24 protein-coding genes, 1 tRNA gene and 1 pseudogene are annotated in these 26,617 nt (G+C 48.0%); 19 read left to right on the top strand and 7 right to left on the bottom strand.

Annotated features, from left to right (window positions below; all coding sequences use genetic code 11):
- The first annotated feature begins 157 nt into the window (after positions 1 to 157).
- Positions 158 to 1,561: an aspartate ammonia-lyase gene (aspA, locus tag GJV52_RS12920; RefSeq protein WP_095501582.1), complete on the top strand. Its 1,404-nt coding sequence runs from the start codon at positions 158 to 160 to the stop codon at positions 1,559 to 1,561.
- Positions 1,562 to 1,615: 54 nt separating this feature from the next.
- Here the strand turns inward: aspA and GJV52_RS12915 are convergent, their stop codons facing one another.
- Positions 1,616 to 2,830: a pyridoxal phosphate-dependent aminotransferase gene (locus tag GJV52_RS12915; protein WP_095501581.1), complete on the bottom strand. Its 1,215-nt coding sequence runs from the start codon at positions 2,828 to 2,830 to the stop codon at positions 1,616 to 1,618.
- Between the two features lie 199 nt (positions 2,831 to 3,029).
- Positions 3,030 to 3,114: transfer RNA gene (locus GJV52_RS12910), tRNA-Leu, on the bottom strand.
- Positions 3,115 to 3,329: 215 nt separating this feature from the next.
- On the opposite strand from GJV52_RS12910, the gene GJV52_RS12905 reads away from it, so the two are divergent.
- The gene (locus GJV52_RS12905) at positions 3,330 to 3,926 is read left to right on the top strand and encodes an MlaC/ttg2D family ABC transporter substrate-binding protein (RefSeq protein WP_095501580.1); all 597 of its coding nucleotides are present in this window, start codon (positions 3,330 to 3,332) and stop codon (positions 3,924 to 3,926) included.
- 62 nt (positions 3,927 to 3,988) lie between these two features.
- On the opposite strand, the gene GJV52_RS12900 is transcribed toward GJV52_RS12905, so the two are convergent.
- The 3 genes from GJV52_RS12900 to GJV52_RS12890 all read right to left on the bottom strand — a co-directional run bounded on the left by GJV52_RS12900 (position 3,989) and on the right by GJV52_RS12890 (position 6,929).
- The gene (locus GJV52_RS12900; RefSeq protein WP_100562612.1) at positions 3,989 to 5,227 is read right to left on the bottom strand and encodes a multifunctional CCA addition/repair protein; all 1,239 of its coding nucleotides are present in this window, start codon (positions 5,225 to 5,227) and stop codon (positions 3,989 to 3,991) included.
- Between the two features lie 51 nt (positions 5,228 to 5,278).
- Positions 5,279 to 6,592 (bottom strand): DUF2130 domain-containing protein, encoded by a 1,314-nt coding sequence (locus GJV52_RS12895; protein ID WP_095501578.1) that lies wholly within the window; start codon positions 6,590 to 6,592, stop codon positions 5,279 to 5,281.
- A 97-nt stretch (positions 6,593 to 6,689) separates the two neighbouring features.
- Complete coding sequence (locus tag GJV52_RS12890) at positions 6,690 to 6,929, bottom strand: hypothetical protein (protein WP_154212922.1); 240 nt, start codon at positions 6,927 to 6,929, stop codon at positions 6,690 to 6,692.
- Between GJV52_RS12890 and GJV52_RS12885 the strand changes: the two are divergent.
- Positions 6,872 to 8,308: pseudogene (locus tag GJV52_RS12885) on the top strand (TonB-dependent receptor domain-containing protein); the annotation flags it as partial. The gene GJV52_RS12890 and the pseudogene GJV52_RS12885 sit on opposite strands and share 58 nt — an antisense overlap.
- Positions 8,309 to 8,613: 305 nt before the next feature.
- Here the strand turns inward: GJV52_RS12885 and ruvB are convergent.
- On the bottom strand, positions 8,614 to 9,645 hold the full coding sequence (gene ruvB, locus GJV52_RS12880) for a Holliday junction branch migration DNA helicase RuvB (protein WP_095501576.1): 1,032 nt from the start codon (positions 9,643 to 9,645) through the stop codon (positions 8,614 to 8,616).
- Positions 9,646 to 9,713: 68 nt separating this feature from the next.
- Positions 9,714 to 10,022, bottom strand: coding sequence for a hypothetical protein (locus GJV52_RS12875; protein WP_100562616.1), 309 nt, complete (start codon positions 10,020 to 10,022; stop codon positions 9,714 to 9,716).
- 245 nt (positions 10,023 to 10,267) lie between these two features.
- Between GJV52_RS12875 and GJV52_RS12870 the strand changes: the two genes are divergently transcribed.
- The 16 genes from GJV52_RS12870 (at position 10,268) to GJV52_RS12790 (ending at position 26,606) form a co-directional block, all read left to right on the top strand.
- Entirely contained in the window at positions 10,268 to 11,167 is a 900-nt protein-coding gene (locus GJV52_RS12870) for a ParA family protein (RefSeq protein ID WP_100562618.1), read from the top strand.
- Positions 11,164 to 12,738 (top strand): ParB family protein, encoded by a 1,575-nt coding sequence (locus GJV52_RS12865; RefSeq protein WP_100562620.1) that lies wholly within the window; start codon positions 11,164 to 11,166, stop codon positions 12,736 to 12,738. Before GJV52_RS12870 ends, GJV52_RS12865 begins: the two co-directional genes overlap by 4 nt.
- Positions 12,735 to 13,334: an STY4526/YPO1902 family pathogenicity island replication protein gene (locus GJV52_RS12860; RefSeq protein WP_100562622.1), complete on the top strand. Its 600-nt coding sequence runs from the start codon at positions 12,735 to 12,737 to the stop codon at positions 13,332 to 13,334. The genes GJV52_RS12865 and GJV52_RS12860 overlap by 4 nt, the downstream gene beginning before the upstream one ends.
- A 3-nt stretch (positions 13,335 to 13,337) precedes the next feature.
- A complete protein-coding gene (locus GJV52_RS12855) occupies positions 13,338 to 14,075 on the top strand; it encodes a hypothetical protein (protein ID WP_100562624.1) in 738 nt (245 codons plus the stop codon).
- Complete coding sequence (locus GJV52_RS12850; protein WP_195690049.1) at positions 14,075 to 15,652, top strand: hypothetical protein; 1,578 nt, start codon at positions 14,075 to 14,077, stop codon at positions 15,650 to 15,652. Before GJV52_RS12855 ends, GJV52_RS12850 begins: the two co-directional genes overlap by 1 nt.
- A 1,105-nt stretch (positions 15,653 to 16,757) precedes the next feature.
- Positions 16,758 to 17,804: an AcaB family transcriptional regulator gene (locus tag GJV52_RS12845; RefSeq protein ID WP_100562627.1), complete on the top strand. Its 1,047-nt coding sequence runs from the start codon at positions 16,758 to 16,760 to the stop codon at positions 17,802 to 17,804.
- 73 nt (positions 17,805 to 17,877) lie between these two features.
- Positions 17,878 to 18,447 carry a hypothetical protein gene (locus GJV52_RS12840; RefSeq protein ID WP_100562629.1) on the top strand — a complete coding sequence of 190 codons (570 nt, stop codon included), beginning with the start codon at positions 17,878 to 17,880 and terminating at the stop codon, positions 18,445 to 18,447.
- 572 nt (positions 18,448 to 19,019) lie between these two features.
- Positions 19,020 to 19,457 (top strand): single-stranded DNA-binding protein, encoded by a 438-nt coding sequence (locus GJV52_RS12835; protein ID WP_100562631.1) that lies wholly within the window; start codon positions 19,020 to 19,022, stop codon positions 19,455 to 19,457.
- Positions 19,458 to 19,646: 189 nt separating this feature from the next.
- Positions 19,647 to 21,680 (top strand): DNA topoisomerase III, encoded by a 2,034-nt coding sequence (locus tag GJV52_RS12825; protein ID WP_100562636.1) that lies wholly within the window; start codon positions 19,647 to 19,649, stop codon positions 21,678 to 21,680.
- Between the two features lie 93 nt (positions 21,681 to 21,773).
- Positions 21,774 to 21,980 (top strand): hypothetical protein, encoded by a 207-nt coding sequence (locus GJV52_RS12820; protein ID WP_100562638.1) that lies wholly within the window; start codon positions 21,774 to 21,776, stop codon positions 21,978 to 21,980.
- A 203-nt stretch (positions 21,981 to 22,183) separates the two neighbouring features.
- The gene (locus GJV52_RS12815) at positions 22,184 to 22,759 is read left to right on the top strand and encodes a YcbK family protein (protein WP_100562640.1); all 576 of its coding nucleotides are present in this window, start codon (positions 22,184 to 22,186) and stop codon (positions 22,757 to 22,759) included.
- Position 22,760: 1 nt separating this feature from the next.
- A complete protein-coding gene (locus GJV52_RS12810) occupies positions 22,761 to 23,447 on the top strand; it encodes a hypothetical protein (RefSeq protein ID WP_100562642.1) in 687 nt (228 codons plus the stop codon).
- Between the two features lie 338 nt (positions 23,448 to 23,785).
- On the top strand, positions 23,786 to 24,289 hold the full coding sequence (locus tag GJV52_RS12805; protein ID WP_100562644.1) for a DUF3577 domain-containing protein: 504 nt from the start codon (positions 23,786 to 23,788) through the stop codon (positions 24,287 to 24,289).
- A gap of 717 nt (positions 24,290 to 25,006) precedes the next feature.
- Entirely contained in the window at positions 25,007 to 25,354 is a 348-nt protein-coding gene (locus GJV52_RS12800; RefSeq protein WP_100562646.1) for a hypothetical protein, read from the top strand.
- A 146-nt stretch (positions 25,355 to 25,500) separates the two neighbouring features.
- Positions 25,501 to 26,001 (top strand): DUF3275 family protein, encoded by a 501-nt coding sequence (locus GJV52_RS12795; RefSeq protein WP_229439444.1) that lies wholly within the window; start codon positions 25,501 to 25,503, stop codon positions 25,999 to 26,001.
- An 11-nt stretch (positions 26,002 to 26,012) separates the two neighbouring features.
- Positions 26,013 to 26,606 carry a hypothetical protein gene (locus GJV52_RS12790; RefSeq protein ID WP_100562651.1) on the top strand — a complete coding sequence of 198 codons (594 nt, stop codon included), beginning with the start codon at positions 26,013 to 26,015 and terminating at the stop codon, positions 26,604 to 26,606.
- The last annotated feature ends 11 nt before the right edge of the window (positions 26,607 to 26,617 follow it).

The raw sequence follows: 26,617 nt of genomic DNA, 5'->3' as shown, positions 1-26,617 counted from the left end.
AGGCCGTCTGAAAAGGGTTTCAGACGGCCCTTTATCCAAAAATCACCGCATAATTATGCCTTAAATATATGGACAAATCAGGCTAACAAGATTATCTTATCCCCTGTGTAGCCGCGTGCCGGTGATATCAATATTTTCTCAAAGAGGGTTTTAGAGTATGGGTTATCGTGTTGAATATGATTTATTGGGCGAACGTGAGATTCCGAGTGATGTGTATTGGGGCATCCACACCTTACGCGCTTTGGAAAACTTCCAGATTTCTTCGCAAAAAGTTGCGGATATGCCGCATTTTGTACGCAGCTTGGTACAGGTGAAAAAAGCGGCGGCGCAGGCCAATGGTAAATTAGGTGCGTTGTCGACGGAAGTGGCAGGTGCGATTGATAAGGCTTGCGATGAAATTTTGGTCAACGGCCGCTGCATGGATCAGTTTCCGACCGATGTGTTTCAGGGCGGGGCGGGTACTTCAGTCAACATGAATACCTGTGAAGTGATTGCCAACTTGGCTTTGGAGCAATTGGGTCAAGAGAAGGGTAATTATGAAGTCGTGAACCCGATTGATGATGTGAATGCCAGCCAATCAACCAACGATGTTTACCCGACTGCCTTCCGCTTGGCAGTGTATTACAGCGTGGGCGATTTCTTGAAAAATCTGATTGTGTTGAAAGATTCGTTTGCACAAAAAGCGGATGAATTCAAAGACGTATTGAAATTGGCGCGCACACAATTGCAAGATGCAGTGCCGATGACTTTGGGTCAGGAATTTAAATCGTTCCAAGTATTGTTGGACGAAGAAATCATCAATTTAGAGCGCACGCGCCAATTGTTGTTGGAAGTGAACTTGGGCGCAACCGCCATCGGTACCGGGGTGAACACGCCGGAAGGTTATGCCGATTTGGCAGTAAAAAAATTGGCAGCCATCAGCGGCTTGGATGTCAAGCTGACCGAAAACCTGATTGAAGCGACTTCCGACTGCGGCGCGTATGTGATGGTGCACAGCGCGGTGAAACGCACGGCGGTGAAAGTATCGAAAATCTGTAACGATTTGCGCTTGCTGTCATCTGGCCCGCGTGCCGGCTTTGGCGAAATCAATTTGCCTGAAATGCAAGCAGGCTCTTCGATTACACCGGCAAAAGTAAATCCGGTGATTCCGGAAATGGTGAGCCAAGTTTGCTTCAAAGTATTGGGCAACGACACCACGATTACCTTCGCTTCCGAAGCAGGGCAGTTGCAATTAAACGTGATGGAGCCGGTGATTGCGCAATGTATGCTGGAATCGATTTCACTGCTGAACAACGCTTGCGCGGGCTTGGCGGAAAAATGCGTGAAAGGCATTACGGCCAACCGTGAAGTATGCGAAAGCTATGTGTTCAATTCCATCGGTTTGATTACCTTCTTGAATCCGTACATCGGCCATGAAAACGGCGATTACATCGGCAAAATCTGTATGGCTACCGGCCAAAGCGTGCGCGATGTGATTTTGGATTTGGGCTTGATGGAAGCCGCAGATTTGGATCGTATTCTGTCGCGTGAAAACATGTTGAATGCGCAATTGAATAAATAATACGCTAAAAGAGAAAAGGCCGTCTGAAAGCAGACGGCCTTTTTTTGTATTTCACTATTGACGATAATTTTTCAAGAAACGTTCCAATTTCGCCATTGCTTCTTCAATTTGATGCACATAAGGCAAGGTGACGATGCGGAAGTGGTCGGGCTTAATCCAGTTGAAGCCGGAACCTTGCACGAACAATACTTTTTCCTGCACCAGCAAATCGTAAACGAATTTCATGTCGTCATGGATATTGTACATTTCCGTGTCAATTTTCGGGAACATATACATCGCACCCATCGGCTTCACGCAGGTGATGCCGGGGATTTGGTTCACCAGTTCGTAAGCTTTGTTGCGTTGCTCTAGCAAGCGGCCACCCGGTAAGATAAATTCGTTGATGCTTTGATAGCCGCCTAAGGCCGTCTGAATCGCGTGTTGCATAGGTGTAGTGGCACACAAGCGCATAGAGGCGAGCATTTCCAAGCCTTCGATATAACCTTGCGCGTGTTGTTTCGGACCATTGAGTACCATCCAGCCTTGACGGAAACCGGCCACACGGTAGGCTTTTGACAAGCCGTTAAAGGTAACGGTCAGCAAATCAGGGGCGAGGGCAGCGATATGGTGATGCACGGCACCATCATACAAAATCTTGTCGTAGATTTCATCGGCAAAAATAATCAGGCCGTGTTTGCGTGCCAATTCGGCGATTTCCAGCAGTATTTCTTTGCTGTACACCGCGCCGGTCGGGTTATTCGGATTAATCACCACAATCGCTTTGGTTTTCGGCGAGATTTTGGCTTCCATATCAGCCAAATCCGGAAACCAGTCTTTTTCTTCGTCGCACAAATAATGGCGCACATTACCACCTGCCAGCGTGGCAGCGGCCGTCCACAAAGGATAATCCGGCGCCGGAATCAGGATTTCATCGCCGTCGTTCAACAATGCCTGCATAGACATGGTGATCAGCTCGGATACGCCGTTGCCAATAAACACATCATTCACGGTAATGTCGCGCAAACCTTTAGTTTGGTAGTAATGCACGATGGCCTTACGCGCGGAATACAAACCCTTAGAATCGCAATAGCCTTGTGAGGTCGGCAGATTGCGGATAACGTCAACCAAAATTTCATCCGGCGCTTCAAAGCCGAAAGGCGCAGGGTTGCCGATATTCAGCTTCAAAATTTTATGGCCTTCTTCTTCCAGGCGCAGGGCTTCTTTGTGTACCGGGCCGCGGATGTCGTAGCAGACATGATCGAGTTTTGCAGATTTGGGAAAGCGATCCATGATGTGTGTTCCGTCAAATTGAAGATTGTTTACAATGTAGTAAATGTACCCTTTTTGTAATCAGAATAAAAGGGGATAAGCGACAATATTTGCGATTTTAGCAAATTTATCGGTAAAAACAGGCGAAAATGGCTAATTAGGCCGTCTGAAGCCGAGATACAAAAGCAAAAAGACCGCATAAAGCGGTCTTTTTAAAATTTGGTGCCCAGGGTCGGACTCGAACCGACACACCTTGCGGCGGGGGATTTTGAGTCCCCTGCGTCTACCAATTTCGCCACCTGGGCGGTGAAGAAGTCGTTATTATAGTGACTGCAAAAAATTTGTAAAGTAGTTTGCTCGACTTAATTTAAAAACGATTGATATATAATGATAATTTATTCATACGCTGCTAACTTATTTTCAGAAGGCCTGAATGGTTTTTTACATTTTATTAAAATTTCCTAATATCAAAGCAATTACAATAGCCAAACTTTCCCCACACCTTGATAAAGGAAAAAACATGACCCGTTATTTATCTGCTTTGATGTTGGCCGCGCCGATGGCAATTGTGGCTCCTTATGCTGCCGCTGCGACGCATCCTGCGCAAACGCAAATGCAGCAAAATATGGATACTGTGTTGAAGATTGCCAAAAGTTCGGCAAGTGAAGCGCAAAAAGTGAAGCAAATCGAAAGCTATGCCAACCGCTATCTGGATTATGAGCGCATTTCTGCTTTGGCTGTGGGCGCACCGTGGCGCAATTTTACCCCTAAGCAAAAAACTGAATTCATCAGCGCATTCAAAGACATGATTATCAACATGTATTCGCACTCTGCTTTAATGGGTGCGGCGGATGCTAAAGTGAAATTGTTGCCGAAAATGACTTCCAATGGCAACCGACACGATGTTTTCTCTGAAATCCAAACCAAAAGCGGTACCAAATACGAAGTGGCTTACCAGCTTTATCAAGTCGGCTCGGTATATAAAATCTACAATATCCGCGTAGATGGTGCCAGCTTGGTAACAATTTACCGAAATCAATTCAATGAGTTAATCCAACAAAAAGGCATTGACGGTGCGATTGCGACCGTGAAAGCCAAGGGCTTGAAAAAGCAGTAATGGATGGACAAAAAGGCCGTCTGAAAACGTTTGTTTTCAGACGGCCTTTTATATTTTTCGCCTTAATGGTGCTGCGCTCTAAAAGCTTCCTGAATCGGCTTGATTTTCTCCAAACGCGCTTCGTCTATGCGTTGGGCAATTAAATGTTGCTGCTGGTTTTGAGTGCACTGGGCGGCAATGTTACCGGCATCGATTTCATTGGCCGCTTGTAATAAATTCAACCAATATTCACGCTGCGGATATTCGGCATCTTCAAAATTCAGACGGCCTCGTTGGTCGGCCACGCATACATTCAAGGCCGTCTGAAATCGTTCAGGCCGTCTGAAGGCATCGGTTTTCTTTAAGGTATTCAATACAGTAGCCGGTTTGAGCTGCGCCACTTGATGAAAAATAATGTGCCAGCGACAAACCAACTCGGCCAATTCGGCACACGCACGCGGCGCACGCAAACGCTCGTTCACTTCTCGCACCAAACGCACACCGGCCAAGTCATGGCCGTGATGCTTGGGCAGAATGTCAGACGGCGTTTTGGCTTTGCCCAAATCGTGCAGTAGTGCGGCATAGCGTTCCGGCAAACTTAAGCCCATTTCAGCAGCTTTTTGCAACACCATTAGCGTGTGGATGCCGCTGTCGATTTCGGGATGGAAATCCGCCCGCTGCGGCACACCGAACAAAGCTTCTACTTCGGGCAGTAACACCGCCAGCGTACCGCATTCGCGCAAAACTTCAATCATTTTCGCCGGATTTTGCTCCATCAAGCCTTTGGCCAATTCCTGCCAAACCCGTTCCGCCACCAGCGCATCGACTTCGCCATCGACCACCATTTGCCGCATCAGCTGCATGGTTTCATCAGCCACTACAAAGCCATATCGCGCGGCAAAACGGGCAATGCGCAGAATCCTGACCGGATCTTCGGCAAAAGCAGGGGAAACATGGCGCAAAATGCCGTCTGAAAGATCTTGCTGCCCGCCGAACGGGTCGATAATCAGGCCGTCTGAATCTTGCGCCATGGCATTGATGGTTAAATCGCGGCGCATCAAATCTTGTTCCAGCGTCACATCTTTATCAGCATGAAACGCAAAACCGGCATAACCTTTGGCCGTTTTGCGCTCGGTGCGGGCGAGGGCGTATTCTTCGTGGCTGTCGGGATGCAGGAACACCGGAAAATCCTTACCCACCGGCTGAAAACCTTGCGCCAGCATGGTAAACGCATCGGCACCGACCACCACCCAGTCGCGGTCTTTGACTTCTAAGCCCAATAAATGATCGCGGACAGCACCGCCGACTAAATAAATCTGCATAGCAAACTTTCAGTGAAGTAAATGGTTTTCAGACGGCCTGAGACCTTTGTTTTATTTCGTAGCGTCGTTACCCAACGCTTCAAACGCCGCTTTCATAGTCGGATTTTTGCGCGTGAGTTTCTTCACGCTTAATTCTTCCGCCTTATTATTCGCTAAGCGCAAGTTGTTTTCCGAAGAGAGCAGCGCTTCTTTGGTTTTTTGCAAATGAGTGATGGTTTTGTCGATTTCTTCGATGGCCGTCTGAAACTTGCGGCTGGCCAATTCGTAATTGCGGGCAAACGCGGTTTTGAAGGTGTTTAAATCTTCTTCAAAATTCGTGATGTCGATATTTTGCGCACGCATTTGAGCGACTTCCTGCTTGTATTTCAAGGTATTCAGCGCAGCATTACGCAACAATGAAATCAGAGGAATGAAAAATTGCGGCCGCACGACATACATTTTCGGATAAGCGTACGACACATCGACAATGCCGCCGTTGTAAAGCTCGTTATCGGCTTCCAAAAGTGACACCAACACGGCATATTCGCATTTTTTCTCGCGGCGGTCTTTATCCAACTCTTTGAAAAAATGCTCGTTTTTCTTTTTGGTGGCGGTGGTTTCGTTTTCGTTTTTCATCTCAAACATAATCGAGATGATTTCATTGCCGTCTGAATCGCATTCGCGGTAGATATAGTCGCCTTTGCTGCCGCCGGTCGCGTCGTTATCCTTGCCGAACACGGCTTGCGGGAAAGCGGTAGTGCGGATGCGGTTAAACTCGGTTTCGCAATGCTGCTCAAGACTTTCGCCGACCATTTTGGTGGATTGGCGCGCTTTGAAATCTTTATAAAACGCAATCGCTTCATCTTTTTGCTTCAATTCGGCTTGATATTGCTCACGCAAGGCTTGTTTTTCCAATTCGCGCTCTTTGGCCTGTAATAAAAACCGCGCATTGAGTTCGCCCAACTCACGCTCTTTCACCGCGACGGCACGGTGGATTTCCAATTCTTTTTCAATGTTTTTCGATTCTTCCAACGATTTGGCCTGCAAACGCAGCGCGGCAATTTGCTGATCGCGCTCGGCCAATTGCGCTTTCAGACGGCCTTCCGCTTCGGCAACGGCCAATTGGCTGTCTTTTTCATGGCTTTTTAAATGCGCCGCCAATTCGGCCAATTCGCGTTCTTTGGCGGCAAGTTTTTGCTGATAAGCCGTTTCCAGCGTGTTTTCCGCCAGCTTGATTTCGGTGTCGAACTGGCGGCGGCTTTGTGCTAAACGCTCGTTTAATTCCTGCTGAAATTCCAGCGTGCGCACTTGGTTGGCAATGTCGGCATAACCGGCTTCATCTACGGTAAAAGCGGTGTGGCAATGTGGGCATTTGATTTCGGGCATGATGTTCTCGCGTGATGTGTTTGTGCGTTATTTTAGCAGAAAGGCCGTCTGAAAACTGGGTTTCAGACGGCCTTTCAGATGGTTTAAGCACATTGCGTTAATCGCATTTCACCGCGCCGACATCATAGTGAATATTGTGAAATTCATTCAGGCTGCTGCGGTGGCCGATGCTGATGATGATGCTTTCGGGCATTTTTTCGCGAATGGCGCGATAGAGCTGCGATTCGGTTGGCTCATCAAGGGCGGACGTGGCTTCATCGAGCAAAACCACTTTGGCGCGGTCGCGCGCGTATTCAAGATATTCAAAATACCAATGGCCGATTGTTTGACGCACCAAGCGGCGACACCAATTTGCTACCTTCGTGGAACTGGCAAAACACCCGCGGCCAAACCAATATGCTGACCTTTGAATATGACACCGACTACGATTTTCAAATCAGCGGCGGTATCGGCTACAACGATGCGCGCTATTACGGCACGCTGATTTCGCCAACAATAAGCACCACCGACAGCACTCAATACAACACCAACACCGCGCGTCTGACCGATCAGCGTTTTCAAACCACCAGCATGAATCTCACCGCTCGCGGCCAATTTGAAACCGGTGCGGTTGATCACACGTGGAGCGCAGCCTTAGACCGCATCGACCGCCGCCGCCAAACCTATCGCGGCAGCAAAGCAGGCAGCAGCAAAGCCACAATTGACGGCACCGGCTATATTGCCTCGCAACTGGCTTCGTTTACTGCCGACTATCCGACTACCATGGAAAGTACACCGAATCTGGATACCCGCATTGAAGTTAACAGCTTGGCCTTATCCGATACCATGGGTTTTGCCGATAACCGCTACCGCTTGACTTTAGGCGGTCGCTTGCAGCAAGTCGAACAAAAGAATAATCGTGATCAAACCAAAGCTGATGCCAGCCGCTTCAGCCCAATGTTGATGGCCGCGTGGGTGCCGCAACCGGATTTGGTCGTTTACGGCAACTACATGGAAGATTTGGAGCCGGCCAGCTTGAGCGTGGACGACACCACCGGCGATACCACCATGGCCAAACCGCGCGTCAGCCGTCAGTTTGAAATCGGCGTGCGTAAAAACTGGGGCGATTTTGTCACTACTTTAAATGCCTTCCAAATCCGCCGTCCGGGCTATTGGCGCGGCAACACCACCAGCGGAACCGATTTTGCCGCCAGTGGCGCAGCTGCGGGCGATGAGCAGGGCATTGAGCGCAATCGCAGTATCGAATTTAATGTTTACGCCAGCCTGCTCAACCAAACCTTACGCCCGAGCTTCGGTTTGATGTATTTGAAATCGCAAGTGAAAGATTATCCGAATTACAAAGACAATCTGGTCAGCGGCGTACAAGTTGTCAATCCGAGCGTGATTGCCAAAGCGGGCGTGGAATGGGATACGCCTTATGTGAAGGGCTTGACGTTGTCGGGCCATGTGCAGTATTTCGGCAAATCTTATCAAGACACGCAGAAACAATACGCTTTCCCGTCTTACACCTTGGTGGACATCGGCGCACGCTATCAAACCAAGCTGGGTAAAAACGATTTAACCGTGAGCACGGCAGTCGAAAACTTGTTCAACAAAGCTTATTGGCAAGTACAGCGCGGCCAGTATGACCGTAGCTTTGCCGTATTGGGCATGCCACGAACTTATTGGCTGAGACCTTTGCAAAACCCTAGATTTGAGTACAGTTCAAAGTTGTAGCAGCGCAGAAAGCGCAGACATATCATGAAGATAGGCAAGCTTTCGAGCAGCGCACAACGAAGAAATGTGCCAAAGATGGGGATTTTGCAAAGGTCTCTGGCTGAAAGCGGAATATTCGTTCTGATTTTGACAATGAAGAAAGGCCGTCTGAAAAAAAGTTTCAGACGGCCTTTATGTTTGATTTTTATGAATAATTTCTTATGTGCAAATAAATTGTACAAATAAATTGCGCTTTAATTCAATATAATATAAAGAATCATCAATTAAACCGCCTAAAACTTTCAGACGGCCTATCGATATCGAGTTTATTCAGCACCTTTCAAGCCAAAATGCAGGTAAGTGCGCTCGGTAGCGACACGACCACGCGGTGTGCGCTGTAAAAAGCCTTGTTGAATCAAATAAGGCTCAATCACATCTTCAATCGTATCGGTGGATTCGCCAATCGCCGCCGCGACGTTCTCCAAACCCACAGGGCCGCCGCTGAATTTGTGCAAAATGGCTTCGAGAAATTTTCTGTCCATCACGTCTAAGCCTTTGGCATCAACATCTAGCATGCTCAAAGCGGCATCGGCAATATCGGCATCAATTACACCATTATTTTTCACTTCGGCATAATCGCGCACACGGCGCAGCAGGCGGTTGGCAATACGCGGCGTACCACGGCTGCGTTTGGCCACTTCCATCGCACCTTCATCGCCCATGTTCAACGACAACAATTGCGCCGAACGGCTGACAATAGTCGCTAAATCATTGTTTTCATAGAATTCTAAGCGAGAAACAATACCGAAACGGTCACGCAGCGGATTGGTCAGCATACCTGCGCGCGTGGTGGCGCCAATCAACGTAAACGGTGGCAAGTCGATTTTTACCGAACGCGCCGCAGGGCCTTCGCCAATCATGATATCAAGCTGATAATCCTCAAGGGCAGGGTAGAGAATTTCTTCGACAACCGGACTCAAACGATGAATTTCATCAATAAAAAGAACATCATGCGGCTCAAGATTGGTTAACAGGGCTGCCAAGTCACCGGCGCGTTCCAATACCGGACCGCTGGTTTGGCGCAAGTTGACACCCAATTCTTTAGTAATAATATGCGCCAAGGTGGTCTTGCCCAAACCCGGCGGGCCAAACAATAAGGTATGATCAAGCGCTTCGCCGCGTTTTTTCGCTGCTTCAATAAAAATCGCTAATTGTTCCTTAGCCTTGGCTTGGCCGATGTAATCCGCCAGTGTTTTCGGGCGTAAGGCGCGTTCTAAAAGCTCTTCTTGGGCAGAAATCGATTGTGCCGCAATAATGCGCTGCGGCTGCTGGGCGGTAAGATTATCGGTTTGCAACATAATTCATCATTTCAATCATCGGCAAAAGCCGGAAATATTTTCAGACGGCCTCAAAGTTAATATAGCGCTTAGCCGCGCAATTCACGCCAAGCCAAGTAATCACGCAGCGGCGGCATGGGCGGATTAATACAATGCGGACACACGCCGGTGATGTCTTCATCGTCGCTGTCGATATGGTATTCATTCGGATCAAAACGCTGTTGCTGCAAAACCGCCTGAGCCAATGCCTGTGCCTGAATCACATCAAAATCAAAGCGCTGTAAAATTTCTTGAAGCAAACCGGTTTCAGTGGCGCTGAAATCGCCGCTGTTGACAATAATCATGCGCTGATAATCTTCGTTGATAATTTTCTCGCGCAGTAAATCGGTATTGAACATAAAGTCATTGGAAACATGAGATAATAGGCTGGATTATACAGCATAAGTGTATTCTTCGAGATGATTATATAAATTCGTATAATGTATATTATGTTAAATTATGGAATACAGGAAAAAATACCTGAATCCAACAGCGGTTTTCCCACCCCTCTAAAGGCATAATTTGCGTTTATTTATCTTCTTTTTTGGGTGAAAGTTGAAATTTATTTTTATCAATCTTCATCTTTCAATAGGAAGAATAAATTATGTCTGCACCCGTAATTTTAGCTGCCACCTCAACCAAAGGCGGGGTCGGTAAAACCACCTTGCTGGCCAATATCTCCGCCGTTCTCGCCGATATCGGACTGCGCGTTCTCATGGTTGATGCCGATGTCCAACCATCACTTTCCAAATTTTACCCGCTCAACTACCGTGCACCTAACGGCATCGTGGAATTGCTGCTTGGCGACAATTCTGATACCAATGTACGCTCAACAGTGTCCAATACGATTTTCCCAAATCTGGATATCATTATTTCCAACAATATCTCGGCCGATATCCAAACCAAAATCGCCAATCGTGCCGACCGTGCTTTCTTGCTGAAAGCCAAATTCCAAAATCCTTTTTTTCAAAATAATTACGATGTCATCTTAATCGATACACAAGGTGCAGTCGGAGCCTTGCAGGATGCGGCTTCGTTTGCCGCCAGTTGTCTGATTACTCCCATCATGCCTGAAATCCTCAGTGCCCGTGAGTTCGTCACCGGTACTCAGGAAGCTTTGTCACGACTGGCTCAAGGTGAAGTGATGGGACTTGGAACCCCACAGCTGCGTGCTGTTATCTACGCTCAAGACCGCAGCAAAGATGCAAAACTGATTGCCCAAGAAATCCGCGAATTTTTCAGTGCGTCACTCGATGACCGTAAAAAGCTGCTTCAAACTACCGTTCCAGAAGCAAAATCGTATAAAGAAGCGGCAACGTTGCGCATCCCTGTACATTGCCATGAGCAGGAACACCCAGGCAAGCTGATGCCTGCCTATGAGGTGATGCACAATATTGTTTACGAGATTTTCCCGGGCATCCAAGAACGTCAACTGCGCGGAAGCTGTTTCAACAACATGACCACCCTGCTGCCTGAGGAAAAATCTGAGGGAGTGTTGTCATGAGCGTAAACAACAAATTGAACCAAGGTGTGGCCGGTTTGAGCCTCCGTATTGATACCCCGGCTCAGACAAGCATGCTCTTAAATGACAAACCGGCCATGGCTAACGGCATGTTCATGCAGCTGCCGGTGGCCGAAATCGAGTTTTTCGACAAAAACCCGCGCCGCCAACATGATGAGGCCAGCTACGCTGCCATCAAAGAATCCATCCGTGCCACCGGTATCCAACAGCCTGTACATGTGACCCAGCGTCCAGGAGAAAACCATTACGTTCTGGCTCAGGGGGGCAATACACGTTTGAAAATCATGCGTGAACTGTATCAAGAAACAGGAGAAAGTCGTTTTCGAAACATTCCCTGTTTCTACGTGGCCTATACAAACGAAACCGAGCTTCAGATTGCCCATCTGATTGAAAACGAACAGCGTGCAGAGATGTGCTTTTGGGATAAGGCCTGCGCCTATGCGGAGGTGCGCGATATTTTTCAGGATGAGAGCGATAAACGTCTGTCTCTGCGCGAATTAGAAGTAATGTTTGGTGCAGCAGGTTTGGTTGTTTCTCACAAAACCCTGAACCTGTTCTTCTTTGCCTCAGATTCTTTGCAGGAACTGGGACGTTATGCCTATGAACTGTCAAATCCGAAGGTATCTGAAATCAAAAAATTGCATACAGCCATGGCTGTTGCAGCCAAAAAGGCCGGTGAAGCCGACGGCTTTCTCGCAACATGGTCGGATATTCTGGAACAGTGGCACGAACAATACACAGCAGACACTTTGGATGTGACTGCCCTGCTCGACTTTGTCAGCGACCGTTTCAAAACAGTGTATGGCACAGCCGCCTTTATTGATGAAAATGAAACTGGCTCAAACGACACCCAATATTCGGAATCTGGTTCAAACTTCTTAAAAAATCATCCATCTTCTGCAAAATTAAACGCTGAAGAAATCGGTGCGGTGCAGCGCCAAGCTGCACCTGCCACCGAAGGTGGCACTCTTGTGTCCAACAAAACTGTGCCAGTGTCTTTCACGCCGACAGGCGCGGCGCAGCCGGAGGTCGACCCTCCGGCTGGGACGGCACATGCAGTAGAAGCTGAAACAGTCGAACAAATCACCAAAACCCTGCATACCGCAGTCAAAAAATGGCTGAACCGTGTCGGCTTGGCTGAATGTTTTAAAAGCAATCCCGCTTTCCCACTTGGCTTCTATATTGAATATCCGGATTTTTCAGCAATTGCCAATAATCCTGATGTCATTTCCCCTTTTATTGTCGATAACCTTCATACCGAGGCCGGCAATGTGTTTACCTATTTGTGGAAGCTGTGCGGATTAGATGAGCTGATGCTCAATATTGATGATGCGGACAACCCTATTCTGGCACTCCCCGATGATTCAAAAGTCCGTATTGCCTATCACGATCCGGATAAATGGGATGAATTTTTGAATTTCGGGATTGGTGACCGCCCCACTCTGGTTAACTGCGTCTTACACTGGCAAACCCATGCAAATCATCCATTCTGCCCTGTTTTAGAGGAAATTCATTTGCTCGTTCGTCAAGTCAACGCTCAAGGAGAGGCATGATGACGAAGAACAAGCCTTTTGTTTACCGCATGGTCAGTACCGACAATCTCCATACTTTCTTGGCTTTGAGCAAGCTGGCTGCAGCGCCGCATTCAAAAAATGAGGCCTCATACAATGCGATTGCGCTGCGAGAGCATAAAGAGACTTTGGCCAAGCTGCGTCAAATGGACACCAAGCAATTGGAAAAATTAGCCAAACATTCCATTGGTGTCGTGAGCTACCTGATTGATCTGGACTGTCTGCAGAACAATCTGAACGTATTTGAAAAAAATGTTCAGCAGTATGAAGAAGAGCTTCAACGTGTCCGCTGGCTTGTAACCCGCAAAGCCAGTAATCAGATGATTGTGGATTTGTGCCCACTGGTTACCGTGGAAGAAATTAAAAAGGTCCGCCTTGACTTGGGAATACCTGTATCCCGAGGCCGTCTGAAAATGCCCGATACGGGTACTAGACTGCAAATTTTGAAAGCATGGCAAAACAGTCAGTCAGAGAAAAATCTTTATCTGCGCTACCAAAGCCTGTCTGCCGAATTTCTGAATTTGGATTTGGGTCAACTGTATACAGTAATTACAGACGATAAGTATTTTGGAGGATAAGGGATGAATACCGATATCAAATCATCTTTGTTTGTGCCAGGATTCCCCGCGCCCGATTATCGCGAGCATACATTGAAGAGCCTGGCTGCTCTGTGGGATGAACCGGCAACTTATGTCAAACAGTTCGCGGAAGCCATGCAATCTGTGACGCAAGGTTACTTTTTAAGCTACTTCACTGAGAAATGTATGCCCGGTGAGTGGGTTTCCCTTAATAACGACATCGTATTCGATGAGGCCGGTTTGACCCCTAAACAGTGGCGTAACATTCGACAGCAATTGATGGGAAAAGGCCTTTTATTAAACAAGCGCACCGTATTCCCAACAGATTCCCTGTTCACGCTGGATGACCTGCTGCTTGAGCGCACCATTCGCGAACATAGCACACGGAACATTACAGCGATCGGGTGTCCACCGGTATCCATCAACAAGTTGCACCTGAAAACACTGGCCAGCTTGGGCTTGTCGTTCAAGTCGGTTTTGTATTTATCATTTTTGCAGAACGAAACCGAATATGTCGCTTTTCAAAATCGGGGGGAATGGTCTCCATGGACTTACCTTGCCGAAGGCCATGTAACGGAAATGACGCGCTTGTCACGACGCGAGCAGGAAACTGCCATTGCAGAGCTGGGTAAAATCGGTTTGATCGAAGTCAAGTTGGAAGGTATGCCTGCAACCAGAAGCGGCCGATACAGCTTGAAGGTGCTCGGTGCTTTAACCGCACAATATTTGAACAGGACGTAATGATGACAACACTGACCTTGCCCCCACCGTCCCTGTTTAATACCGAGCTCTCACAGTGCTGGGAAGCTCTTCAGGGCGGTCGCACAATCGCGGTATACCGGTGCCTGATTGAGATTACAGGCTCTCTCAAAGCTGCCGCCATGCTGTCTCAGCTGCTGTATTGGACACGCGTCAGCAAGGAGGTTGCGCAACGTGATGGGTGGATTTACAAATCCATCGCACAAATGCAAGAGGAAACCGGCCTGACACCGAGAGAACAGGATACCTGTAAAGATAAACTGAAAAAGCTGAATCTGATTCAAACACGCCGAAAAGGCATAGGTGCGCCTTTGGCGTTCAAGGTCAATTTGGATGAGCTGTCTGCTGCTGTCTGCATGAATGAAGGAAATAGTGGCAATGTCGAACTGACCTTGGATGAGCTGCAAAACAGAAGCTCTTTATTTTACCGCCGCTATTTCAGTAAGCGTATCGCTTACCACCGTGATTTGGTCACGCTGACTGGGTGTATCCACGCAGCGGTCATGTTGACCTGTGCTTTGCAGGATGCTGTCAATCAATTGAACACCCACAAGCACCATGCCTTTTCGTCGCTGACGGCTGCTGAATGGCAGGAGCGGATTGTGTTGTCCGATAAATCACAGCGCACCGCACGTAACCGGCTTAAGGATTTGAAATTCATTTTTGAAAAACATTTCCTGGCCAGCCGCCGGATTTTCACCTTGGTGAATGGTCGTGCCATCTTGGAAACCATACGGAACCTGCTGAATACACCCGCACAGGAAAACCGTAGTAAATTGTCCGAAAAGGCAGAATTTCGCAGATTGGCGGAAAGGGCCAAAAAAGATTGGCGGAAAGGGCCAAATATGGAGGAGCAAGGTTCTCAGGGCGGTTTTTCGGCAGATTTACCCTCTTCTAAAAATATGACATTCGGAATCGACAAAAGGGAGGATTCAGAATCGACAAATGGGGAAATTAAGAAACCACAAAACAGGAAATTCATTTCCGACAAATGGGCAGTTTCAGAATCAACAAATGGGCAGATTGTTATATATTTAAATTACAAAGGTGTTTTTAACTACAACTACAAAACCGTGTTGCCGAACAAAAAACAGGCAATTCAAGGGAATGTTGTGGTAGTTGATGAGGAGTTGATTTACCCGAAAACATTCAACAAGACCATGCAGGAACAAGCTCAAACCATCTTTGGCCGTTACTGTCCGAATGCCAGTCTGAAACAAAAACAGGAAATTCTGGACGAAATTTCGGGGCAACTGAAACCGGTAAACAGCCCTTTGGGTTTGCTGATGACGTTCTGTAAACTGGCAGGACAGAATCAGTTTACAGCCATGGTTGCACACAAGGTCAGCGAGACCCGTAAAACGCAGGCATTAAATCGAAAACGCCAAGAGGAAATGTCACAGCTCCCATCTGAAAAACCGGATTCTCCCTATGCAGGTCTCTCGGTTGAAGAGTTGCGTGAAATGACCAGAAATGCAGTGAACAAAGCCAAAATAAAGGGCAATGCCGATAAACCGAATTTGCTGTCAAGACCTTTGACAGCAAATCCACAAGAGTAAGCAAACGCATGATTGGGGATACGGAACTGATTCTGACATCATGGTTTGAGTCCGGATATTTCTGTATCGAAGTCAGAAAAAACGGCCAAGTTTGGGATTGTGAAAAAAAGCTTTGTGTGAAAAACCAAACATCAGCAAACTTGGCTGAAGAGGAAACCCTCTTTTGGAATGGGTGGTCGAAACGATTTGTCGAAGCAAATTAATCTTTTCTGAAGCAGATAGCTGTCAAGAGTCTTGACAGCGCTGGAGACGCGCAGCGCCATCTGTATCCGTTTTTCGTGGTCGGTTGCAGGTAGGTATAGACATCGTGCTGTTAAGGGGCTTAACAGCGTCCGCGCGGCCCGGTGCTGTCAAGGGGCTTGACAGGGTGTCTGGATGGCCATGATTTTCAGACGGCCGCGCGGCTCAGCGGAAAACTGTAACGGTGGGTTCCCGCTGTTAAGGGGCTTAACAGCGTCCGCGCGGCCCGGTGCTGTCAAGGGGCTTGACAGGGTGTCTGGATGGCCATGATTTTCAGACGGCCGCGCGGCTCAGCGGAAAACTGTAACGGTGGGTTCCCGCTGTTAAGGGGCTTAACAGCGTCCGCGCGGCCCGGTGCTGTCAAGGGGCTTGACAGGGTGTCTGGATGGCCATGATTTTCAGACGGCCGCGCGGCTCAGCGGAAAACTGTAACGGTGGGTTCCCGCTGTTAAGGGGCTTAACAGCGTCCGCGCGGCCCGGTGCTGTCAAGGGGCTTGACAGGGTGTCTGGATGGCCATGATTTTCAGACGGCCGCGCGGCTCAGCGGAAAACTGTAACGGTGGGTTCCCGCTGTTAAGGGGCTTAACAGCGTCCGCGCGGCCCGGTGCTGTCAAGGGGCTTGACAGGGTGTCTGGATGGCCATGATTTTCAGACGGCCGCGCGGCTCAGCGGAAAACTGTAACGGTGGGTTCCCGCTGTTAAGGGGCTTAACAGCGTCCGCGCGGCCCGATAACCATACCAAGGGAGCTTTCGGCAGCATTAAAGCCGATGACTGCTGGGAAAGACCGGTTTCTATGACAGCAGCTTGTCAAAGGATGTGACAAGCTGCCCATTTAAAAAACATTAAAACGGATTGGAATAGCATATGGAATTAAAACAACATCACGTCATTAAACCTGGGAGTATCCATGTTCATCAGGAGTTTCATCTGAAGGTTGGTAACAAAAACTCTCCGTTCAGCAACGGTTACGATATGCCGCGTGCAGCAGAATCGCTTGGTAACAAGGTATTCGAGGCGGTTTCGGAAGAAGATCCACAGTTTACTGAGTGGGAGGTATTTAAGGCTCATGAATTGCTCTTGAAAAACTACCTAGGCAGAAATAATAAGCGCAAAGGTAATCTGGTTTGGGGTACCTACGAGATTTTGCCGTCTGAAAACGACCGCTTCAGTAAAATCGGAAATCTGACTTCCTCAAGCAGTGACAAATTTCTTCTGCATACCAAGCAAGGGGTTCGTATGTGGGAGGGAAACAATAACCGCCGAAATGGAGCGCGCTGGCCGGGTATCAAATACGGACTCAGTCTGAGTGGGGAGCTGTTCAGTGCGGCTATGGCAGACAATCCGTATGCTCAATATCACCTTTGTAGTCTTGAAGAACAGATTCAAGAAATCAATGTCTATATCCACGATGCTCAAGATGATGTAGATAAACAAATTCAGGAGCTGGCCTCTAGCGGTTTGAGTATTTCGATCGTCCGCAACGATGATCCGGTAGAAGTGAGCTTGATGAATACGAGAGGATATGGCTTTAAATTGGTTAAAATGCTGATGGACTATGACCAGTTTGTATGTGCGGTAAAAACCCTGACTACTAAGGGTATGATGTCCAATAAACAAGGTAACGATATTCTTTACAATGGTAGTCGCTTAATGAGACGCACTTTGAATTACCTGTACACGGTAGTCATGGAAATTCGATCGATTCGTAATATCCGAAGAGACAGTCTGTTTGATGATGCAACTCGTGCGAAGCTGAAAATGGCAACAGAGCAAGGTGCATTGCCCCATTTGCCAATGAGTCTGTGGATGTATGACAAACAACCGTCACTTGTATATATCCAGAAAAAAATGAAGCCGGATGAATTACAGAAGCTGGCGGCGGTGCTGAAGGAAGAGGGACTTGCCGAGTAATAACAATGGGCTGTAACCTATCAGGATGCAGCCCATTATCTTTGATCGGTCAGAAACTTTGGATGGAGTCAAAATGGAAAATGGTAAGAGGAAAAATACTGAAAATAGGCGTGAAAAAAGTCAACTTGATTTGTGTTACTGCAAAAGCCTTTTAAGGGTAAGGGGGATAACCGAGCTGGAGGCTAAGATAGAGGAAAAACTCAACGAGCTGTCAGATCTTGTTACAGAAGCTAAAGAGTATTATCGTGAATGTATGGGTTACCGGTTTGTAATGAGGATAATGTACCAGCAGTCACCCATTAGTTACAAAGGCATGCCGAAGTTAAATACCGATACATTACACATCCCCATTATGAATTTCACCAGTACGCAGTACGAGGGGAATACGGTCATCAAAAGACAAGTTGTATTTTCTTGGGAGAATATCAGCACTGCACTTGATGAGGCAAATGCTTCTTTGGATGAGCGCTTACTGCATATGCGTGTCTACTATGCGTTTAAAGATTTTTACTGTCGAAGTAGGGGTATTTCTCAGGAGTTAAGTTCCCTATACCATTCAAAAGCTCATTTTGAGAAAATGATTCAGCATGAAAAAATGGCTGTTCATAATCTGCCGAAATTCATGACTGAGAAAGTTGAGTAACTTTGATAGATGAAGAAAGGTTGTAACCTACGGTTACAACCTTTCTTATTAGCAGGCGCGGCCGTCTGAAAATCATGGCCATCCAGACACCCTGTCAAGCCCCTTGACAGCACCGGGCCGCGCGGACGCTGTTAAGCCCCTTAACAGCGGGAACCCACCGTTACAGTTTTCCGCTGAGCCGCGCGGCCGTCTGAAAATCATGGCCATCCAGACACCCTGTCAAGCCCCTTGACAGCACCGGGCCGCGCGGACGCTGTTAAGCCCCTTAACAGCGGGAACCCACCGTTACAGTTTTCCGCTGAGCCGCGCGGCCGTCTGAAAATCATGGCCATCCAGACACCCTGTCAAGCCCCTTGACAGCACCGGGCCGCGCGGACGCTGTTAAGCCCCTTAACAGCGGGAACCCACCGTTACAGTTTTCCGCTGAGCCGCGCGGCCGTCTGAAAATCATGGCCATCTCTTGACAAGATGTCATGAACTCCGTAATAATACCCCATCCTTAATCTCATGATGGGGTATTTTATCCCTAATTCTTTCTGCCATATTTTCTCTATTTCTTCAGGAGTTAAAATATGTCAGTTCAACTTTCTGTGCGCGGTAATCTTGGCAAAGATTTTAACTTGCGCCCTGTATCCAACCCAAGCAGCAGTGAACCAAGCATGGTTCTTAATTTCTCTGTTGCTTCTCCAAATCTTAAACGCAATGCCGAAGGCAAATGGGAAACGGTATCGACCGAGTGGATTAACTGTGAATACTGGAATCGTGAAGCCGCACATCTACACAAAATCTTAAAAACCGGTATGCCTGTCTATTTGGAAGGCGACGAGCGTTTCGAAAACTATACGAATCGTGATGGCATCGAAGTGCGTGCCCGCATCCTACGCGTGAAAAATCTGTTCATTGTCCCAAATGAACGTATCGAAGGTATTTCTTTGCGCCCTGCTCGTGACCCTGCATCAGGTAAAAATCAAGCTCCAGATGATGCGCTGGATGATGATATTCCGATGTAACCATGGCTGAGAAAAAGACATCAGCTTGGTATGAGATAACCTGCTGGGCAAAGGCTGTTCTGACCGAAGCGAAAGATATTATCTGGACCACTCTGTTATACGGGACTTTGCTCGCAGGTATCTCTTGGGTTATTTACACCACTTTTCTTTGGGTGTTTTCCGAATTGAAAAAAAGTATTGGGATTTGAGATGCGCTTATTCCTCTGTGAGAAACCTAGTCAGGCAAAAGACATCGGTAAGGTACTCGGTGTTTTGGACGGCCGCTATGACGGCTATTTCCAAAAAGGTGATACCGCTGTGACTTGGGCATTCGGGCACATTTTGAGTCAAGCCATGCCTGCTGCTTACGGTGAGGAATTTGCTGATTTTGGCAACATCACAGCCCTTCCTGTTCTGCCTCAGCAATGGAAAATGGAAATCCAGCCGAAGGCGGCCAAGCAGTTCAAAATCATCAAAGGGCTGCTGGCCAAAGCCGGGGAAGTTGTTATTGCAACAGATGCTGACCGTGAGGGTGAGGTTATCGGCCGCGAAATCCTGGAATATTGCGGTTACCGGGGCAAGGTATCGCGTTTCTGGACCAGTGGACTGGATCCTGCCTCGGTTAAAAAAGCCTTGGCAAGAATCAAACCCGGCCGGGAGACAGAAACCCTGTATCAGGCCGGACTGGCGCGGGGGCGTGCAGACTGGCTGGTCGGTATGAACCTGAGCCGGGCATACACCGTGGCATATTCAACAGGCTTCGGAAAAGAACACACCCTATCCATCGGCCGCATTCAGACACCGACGCTGAATCTGGTGGTACGCCGCGACCACATTATCGACAATTTCCAACCCTATCCGTATTACGTTTTGAGTGCCGTGTTTCAGACGGCCTCAAAAGAACAGTTTGCGGCGCAATGGCAGATTCCTGATGAGTTGAAAAATTCAGACGGCCTGTGTACCGACAAATTGTTTGTCGAAAACTTGGCCAAACAGCTGGCCAACGCGACAGGTCGTGTCGTTTCCGCCAAAACCGAGCGAAAAAAGACACCGGCACCGTTGCCGTACAGTCTGTCGGCTTTACAGAAAGAAGCCGGTAAAAAACTGGGCATTTCCGCTTCAAAAGTGTTGAAAATCGCCCAAGAATTGTACGAAAAGCACAAAATTACCTCTTACCCGCGTACTCCGTGCCGTTATCTGCCTCAGTCGCAGCAAAGCGAAGTGGCCGATGTATTTGCAGCCATGGAGGCCATTGACAGCAGTTTGGCACCGGTGTTGGCCAAAGCCGATCACAACCGCCCGTCACGGGTATGGAACGACACTCAGGTCAACAAACATTCGCACCATGCGATTATTCCGACCAAGGTCAGCAATTTCAATTTAGCCCAGCTGGATAAAAACGAGCGCGAAATCTATCTGATGATACGCAACCGTTACATCGCCCAGTTTTATCCCGACTACGAATACGATGCCACCGTGATTGTCGCCGAGAGCTGTGGCCAGCAGTTCAAAGCCACCGGCCAAACCCCGAAAATCCAAGGCTGGAAAACCTGGCTCGGCAAAACGGAAGATGAAGACGGTGATGAAAACGAAAATACGGTGTTGCCGGCCGTTTCAGACGGCCAACAACTGACCGTTACCGGCAGTAAACCCGAAAGCAAGAAAACCGCGCCGCCGCCGCGCTTTACCGAAGCCACCCTATTGGACGAAATGCAGACCCTGTCTGACTTTCTCAAAACTGTGGACGACGAACAGATTAAGAAAATCCTCCGCAGCACCGAAGGACTGGGAACAGAGGCCACCCGCGCCAACATCATCGACCGCCTGTTTGAGATGAGCTACATCGAGAAGCAGAAAGGCAAAATCGTTTCTACCGAAAAAGGCCGCAAACTGATTGCCCAAATACCGGTCATGGTGGCTGATCCCGTTACCACCGCCAAATGGGAGCTGGCTTTGGCCGGCATTGAATCGGGCAAGTTGACGATGGCGGATTTTATGGCCTATCAGGAAGACTTGATTCAGCAGCTGGTTGATCAGGCCAAGGCCGATGCAGTGAAAAGGCCGAAAGTGGTAAAACCGGCCGCTTCAGCTCAGCCGAATAACATTGCCAAGAACAAAGCCGGAGATACCTGCCCGGATTGTGGTGGTACGTTGCAGGAAAAAGCGTTGAAGAATGAACCGGAGAAGAAGTATTTGGGGTGTTCTAAGTATCCTGAGTGCAAGCATTTTGAATGGGTGCAGTGAGAATATTATTTTGGAGGCATAAATTGTGTGAAAAGCTGGAACACGCGGCGAGTCGATAGGCTGTGATTATTTGTTTTTCGAAGGAAAGTTAAAATGAAACAGAAGTATCAAGTAGAAATCCGTTTTCAACTTAACGGAAAAGATGTGGTTGTTGAAAATTATTCCGGTGAAATCAGTAGTCAGATGTTACGACGAGACTCACTAGGGCAACAATTATTGGATGCAATTGAATCTGTCAATACTGCCTGCCGCCGATTGGAGACAGCAGGGAAAATAGGTGATTATCTCTCCTGCGAGTGAGAAGAATGATCGATTTCCTTAAACTTTTGCAGGTAATCAGCCTCGTGTTCTTTGACTTGCAAAGCAATTTTAAATAATGATTGAACATCACTATCTTTAAAGCTAGATTAATAGTAGTTCTCTCTACCGCTTATCATAACTGATGCCAAATGGACGGTGGAGAGACTGAGGCCATTTTGGAAGACTAAAAATGAGGTTCAAATATGGATTTAAGTCGTCGGGACTTTTTAGGACGGGCAACTGCAGTGGCCGGCTTGGTCGCTGTAGGCGGTGCGGGCTTGCTCATCCCGGATTATGCAGCTGCAACTGACATGGCGGATTTCTGGACTCGGGATCGCATCATCAGCTGTCGTCGTGCGGATACCAAAGAAAAACACGATATTCGCTTTTTTACAGCCAATCAGGGCTATATTGAGGACAGTTACCGCCGTGCCTGCTGGATGATGCGGGACGCAAAAGATGGCAATTCGGTTATCGCGGTTGATGTCGGGTTGCTCAACCTGCTCTATGCGATGCAGGAATGGGCTCGTGTATCCGGTAAGCCTGATCCGATCATTACCATCAACAGTGCTTATCGGACTCCACGCCGTAACGCAACCATTGAAGGCGCAGCGCGTAACTCACTACATATGCGAGGTAAAGCAGTAGACATTACCATGCGCGGCGTGACGCTTGGGCAGTTAGAGCAAATGGCACAGTATTATAAAGTTGGCGGCATTGGCATATACGACAGCTTCATTCATTTGGACACCGGGCGATACCGTAGCTGGAGGGGGTAGCATGGCTTTATTAGACAGGGTTCTCGAGCATCCGCCTGCTTGGGCGGAAGATATTCTTCAACCGTGGGATGAGGCTGCTTATCAGGAAAAAGCTCCTTTTATCTCGCGACATTATTGGACTTCGCAAGGGAGCATCAATGTTTTTAGCGTGGTTGGAACGATTCATTCCGATTACCAAAATCATTCATGGCTGCATCTCTTACAAAACGGTAAAAGGATGCATCTTAATTTGCCCTTACTTGAAAGCAATCCGCATTACTACCATGATACTTGCCCCAAAGAGCCTCCAATGTATTTTAAAACTTTGGACGGCCGCCGCTTTTACATCGATGATGACGGCAATCACCGAACCTGTATCGCACGATTCTATTTTTATGAGCAAGGCTTAACTCAGTTACATGGTGTGGTGATCAACCACTACCAGATTGATGAAGAATTTTTCAGCATCTACCAGCAGTTGGAACAGGAAATTCGACGACAGAGTTTAAAAATATGGCTCAAACCAACCCGTAAATTGATTGGGCGTGACGATACGGCAGGCTGGAAAGAAGATTTGTTTGAGACGGAGTTGAAATGGCAGGAGGGTTCTCAGACTTTACTCCTGGATAAGTCGGCAGCCTTAGAGAAACTGGAGGCATTACGCCGTAGAAAGCACTCATGGCTTTCCAAGTTGTTTTCAAAATTTTAAAGTTAACTTCAAGCAAGCAGTTTGGACGGCATCTCTTAATGCCGTCTTTTTTTGTTGGATATCCGTACAAAAGTACAATTACCCTGTTGACAGTATGAAATTTTGGGCATATATTAAAACTGTATTTCAAGTTTGTGGCTTTTCTTAAAAGCTTCGTCATTTAGCCGCTCGAGAATGAAATCCGATTCGTCGGATTAGCGGTACACACTTTCAACCCGCCTTTATTCAGTAAGGCTTCTAAGTCAGTTACGGCATTCGAAAAAGCCGTATTAACCCTTTGGGGATATATTTATCCCCATATGGATTGATATATCCCCTGTTTTTTATGGAGATATATCATGACTCAATCTAATCAAACTCAAAACCAATACTTCAATCTGACTGCCGACGGCATCGGTTTTTTGAACCGTCCCCGCACAGTAACAGCTAAAAAAGGTACCCCTTACTTTGCTGCTACGATTCAGGCCTCTCGTGGTGATTCCGGCGATAAGACACGTTTTGACGTGCGCATCGTTGGTGGCCATGCAAAGGAACTCTTTGAGCAGCTGTTGCAGGAATTTCCTAATTTGCAGGCCACTCAGATGAAGGATCGTCCGACAGTCATTGTCGGGTTTCGTGTAGGTGATTTACAGCCCATCAAGTTTGAAACCGAAGATCGCAAGACCGGTGAAAAAATTGAGACGCTGAGCATCGATGCGCGACTGCTGAAATTCAAGTTCATCAAGGTGAATGGCGAATTTTGGTACCGATCGTCACAAGACGAACCATCTCAAACCGATACGGAGAATACGGCCCCTGCCCCTCGCTCTACCGAGGAAGCGGCTGAAAATCCGACTCAGTAATTAAGAAAGCAGGAAGCCTTTTGGCTTCCTCTTCTTAAACCTCCCCTATTCGTTCAGAAAATTAAGCACCTGCCAATCTCGGATGTTTAATTTTCTGAACGAACTCCTTCTCAATTTTAAAGCAGTACAAGGGCAGGCAACCTTGTAAAAAACAGCTTGGCTTTAAACCTAATTTTGTTTTCTTACCGATGCCCATATCAGTGTGGGCATCCGTAAGTTGATAAGTGCTCCTTAACAATTCGGATTTTTATTTATTGAATACTTGGATTTACCAAGTTCATTTTTCGAGCCACCCTTAGGGTGGCTTACCCAAATGTTTTGGAAGGAATATTTGGGTAAGCTTCCCCGGTTGACAGACCGTTTTCTGTCTGCGTATAGCTGTGTTAAAAGTACGTCCAATCATTCGTGATTGCCACAGCCTTATTTTAAACAAACCGTACATCCGGTTCTTATTACCTCTGAAATGCGGTGCAGCTTTTCAGGGCTCAACTGGGCTTTTGCCCCGAACTCACATTTTTATGTGGGTTCTTCAAGCCAATTTCCCAGAGATTGTCTTGAAGAGCTTATATTTTTACGGTTGACAGACCGTCTCCTTCTGTCTTGCTGTAGCCGTTAATCATCAGCGTATGTATTCGTACATTCACGGCCTTTTCTTTCAACCCATCGGGGCACCTTCCCCGACGGGTCTGGTGTCCCCCTTTTTTTCTGGAGTACACCATGTTTCATTTCTTTTCCCGCCGAAATACCGGCGTTCTCCCCATCAAACCTGCGGACATCCGCAAAGGTATGGTTCTGACTCACCTGCCCACCGGCACGCGCCGTACAGCGGTACATGCTGCATCTAGCGGGCTGCTTTTGATAGACGATGACGGACATCTGTTCGGGCCGTCTGAAAAAGAGCTTGCACAGCAATACTGCCTGCGTGGCCACCAGCTCCGCTGCGGCTTCGAAATTGAAGCTCTGTGGAAGAAAGCCCGCCAACTGCATCAGGCCGACAAGCGCCTGCTGACACGTTTGGGCTGGCGGCTGAGTCCCGAAACCATCCGCCGTGCTCTGGCAGCCTGATCGGGCTGCTTTCAAATTTTTCTATTCAACCCTATGGGGATATACCCCATCAGGGCGGTATATCCTTTTTTTGGAGATATACCATGTCTGTTACCCTTCCCGCTACTTTAAATGTTATTGAAAAAACTGGCCGTAACGGTGTTTTTATGGCCGCTGAACTGATTACCGACATCGGCACGTTCGACTTGAAACACCGTGTGCTGGAGCAGTTTTCACAAGGCACATACAGCGGTGTGTTCACCATCCTGCGCATCTACAATCAGAGCGTCTCATGGAAAAACGGCACCTGGACCAAATTGTGTGCTGAATTGGATTGGGAGGCTCTGCGCATTATGGCTCAATCTGAGGAAACCGTTCCGAGCTCGGCCATGGCCGTTGCTGAAATGGTAGCCGAAGAAGAAGCCGTAACCACTCAGACTCCCACTTCTGCTGAAGCTACGTCCACGACGGCACCGAGTATGCCGTCTGATGAAGACCTGGTATCGGATATGGCACAGCTTCAGTTCAAGCTGGATGCGTCAGAGCCGGTGAAGTTGGATGCAAGCATGGAAGACCGTCAGGCTTTCCGTGAGTTGCGCGACAAGCTGAAAGCCCACGGCTACCGCTTTGAAGGCAGCAGCCAGTCTTGGCATCCTGCCACAGCATAAGGAGGTAGATTATGCTGTTTCAAACTTCATCGCACGATTTGTTTTCGGACGCGTTTTTCATCCTTAACGACCGGCTGATGTTCGCATCACTCTACGGCCGTGATGCCAACCTGCTGTCGCTGTTGGCCGTTTTGAATAACAACGGCCTCAGCGGTCAGGAGCGTTTGGGCTTCCGCGAACCGGATTCTGCTGCCACTTATCCTCCGTGTTCGACCGCACGGTATTTCTCCGGCCTTTACAAGCACATGACCAAAATCCAGACACAGCCTTACGGTGTGCTGGTTCATGCGTTTGTATACGCCGGCGACATCGTGCAGCAGGATTTGGATGCCAAAACAGCCTGGCTGGTATCGGACAACACCGATACCGACCTGTCCGAAGGTATTTGGCAGACGGTTAGCCGTTTGAGCAACATACCGCTGTTGGATGGTTGGTCGGCACAGATACTGCCTCGCCTGCGGGAACAGGGCTGTGTCCGCCACTATCCGCCGGGCATCAATGCCGAAGCAGCCTTGGTTGGTGTGCAGGCCTGCCATATCCGGATTCCGGATGATTTTGACCTTCAGGTCAGCAGCCTGCTTAAAACCGGCGTATTAACCGTCTGATGACTTTAACC

This window comes from Neisseria brasiliensis (assembly GCF_009671065.1).
Lineage (GTDB): Bacteria > Pseudomonadota > Gammaproteobacteria > Burkholderiales > Neisseriaceae > Neisseria > Neisseria brasiliensis.
This window is presented reverse-complemented; position numbering and strand designations above follow the sequence as displayed.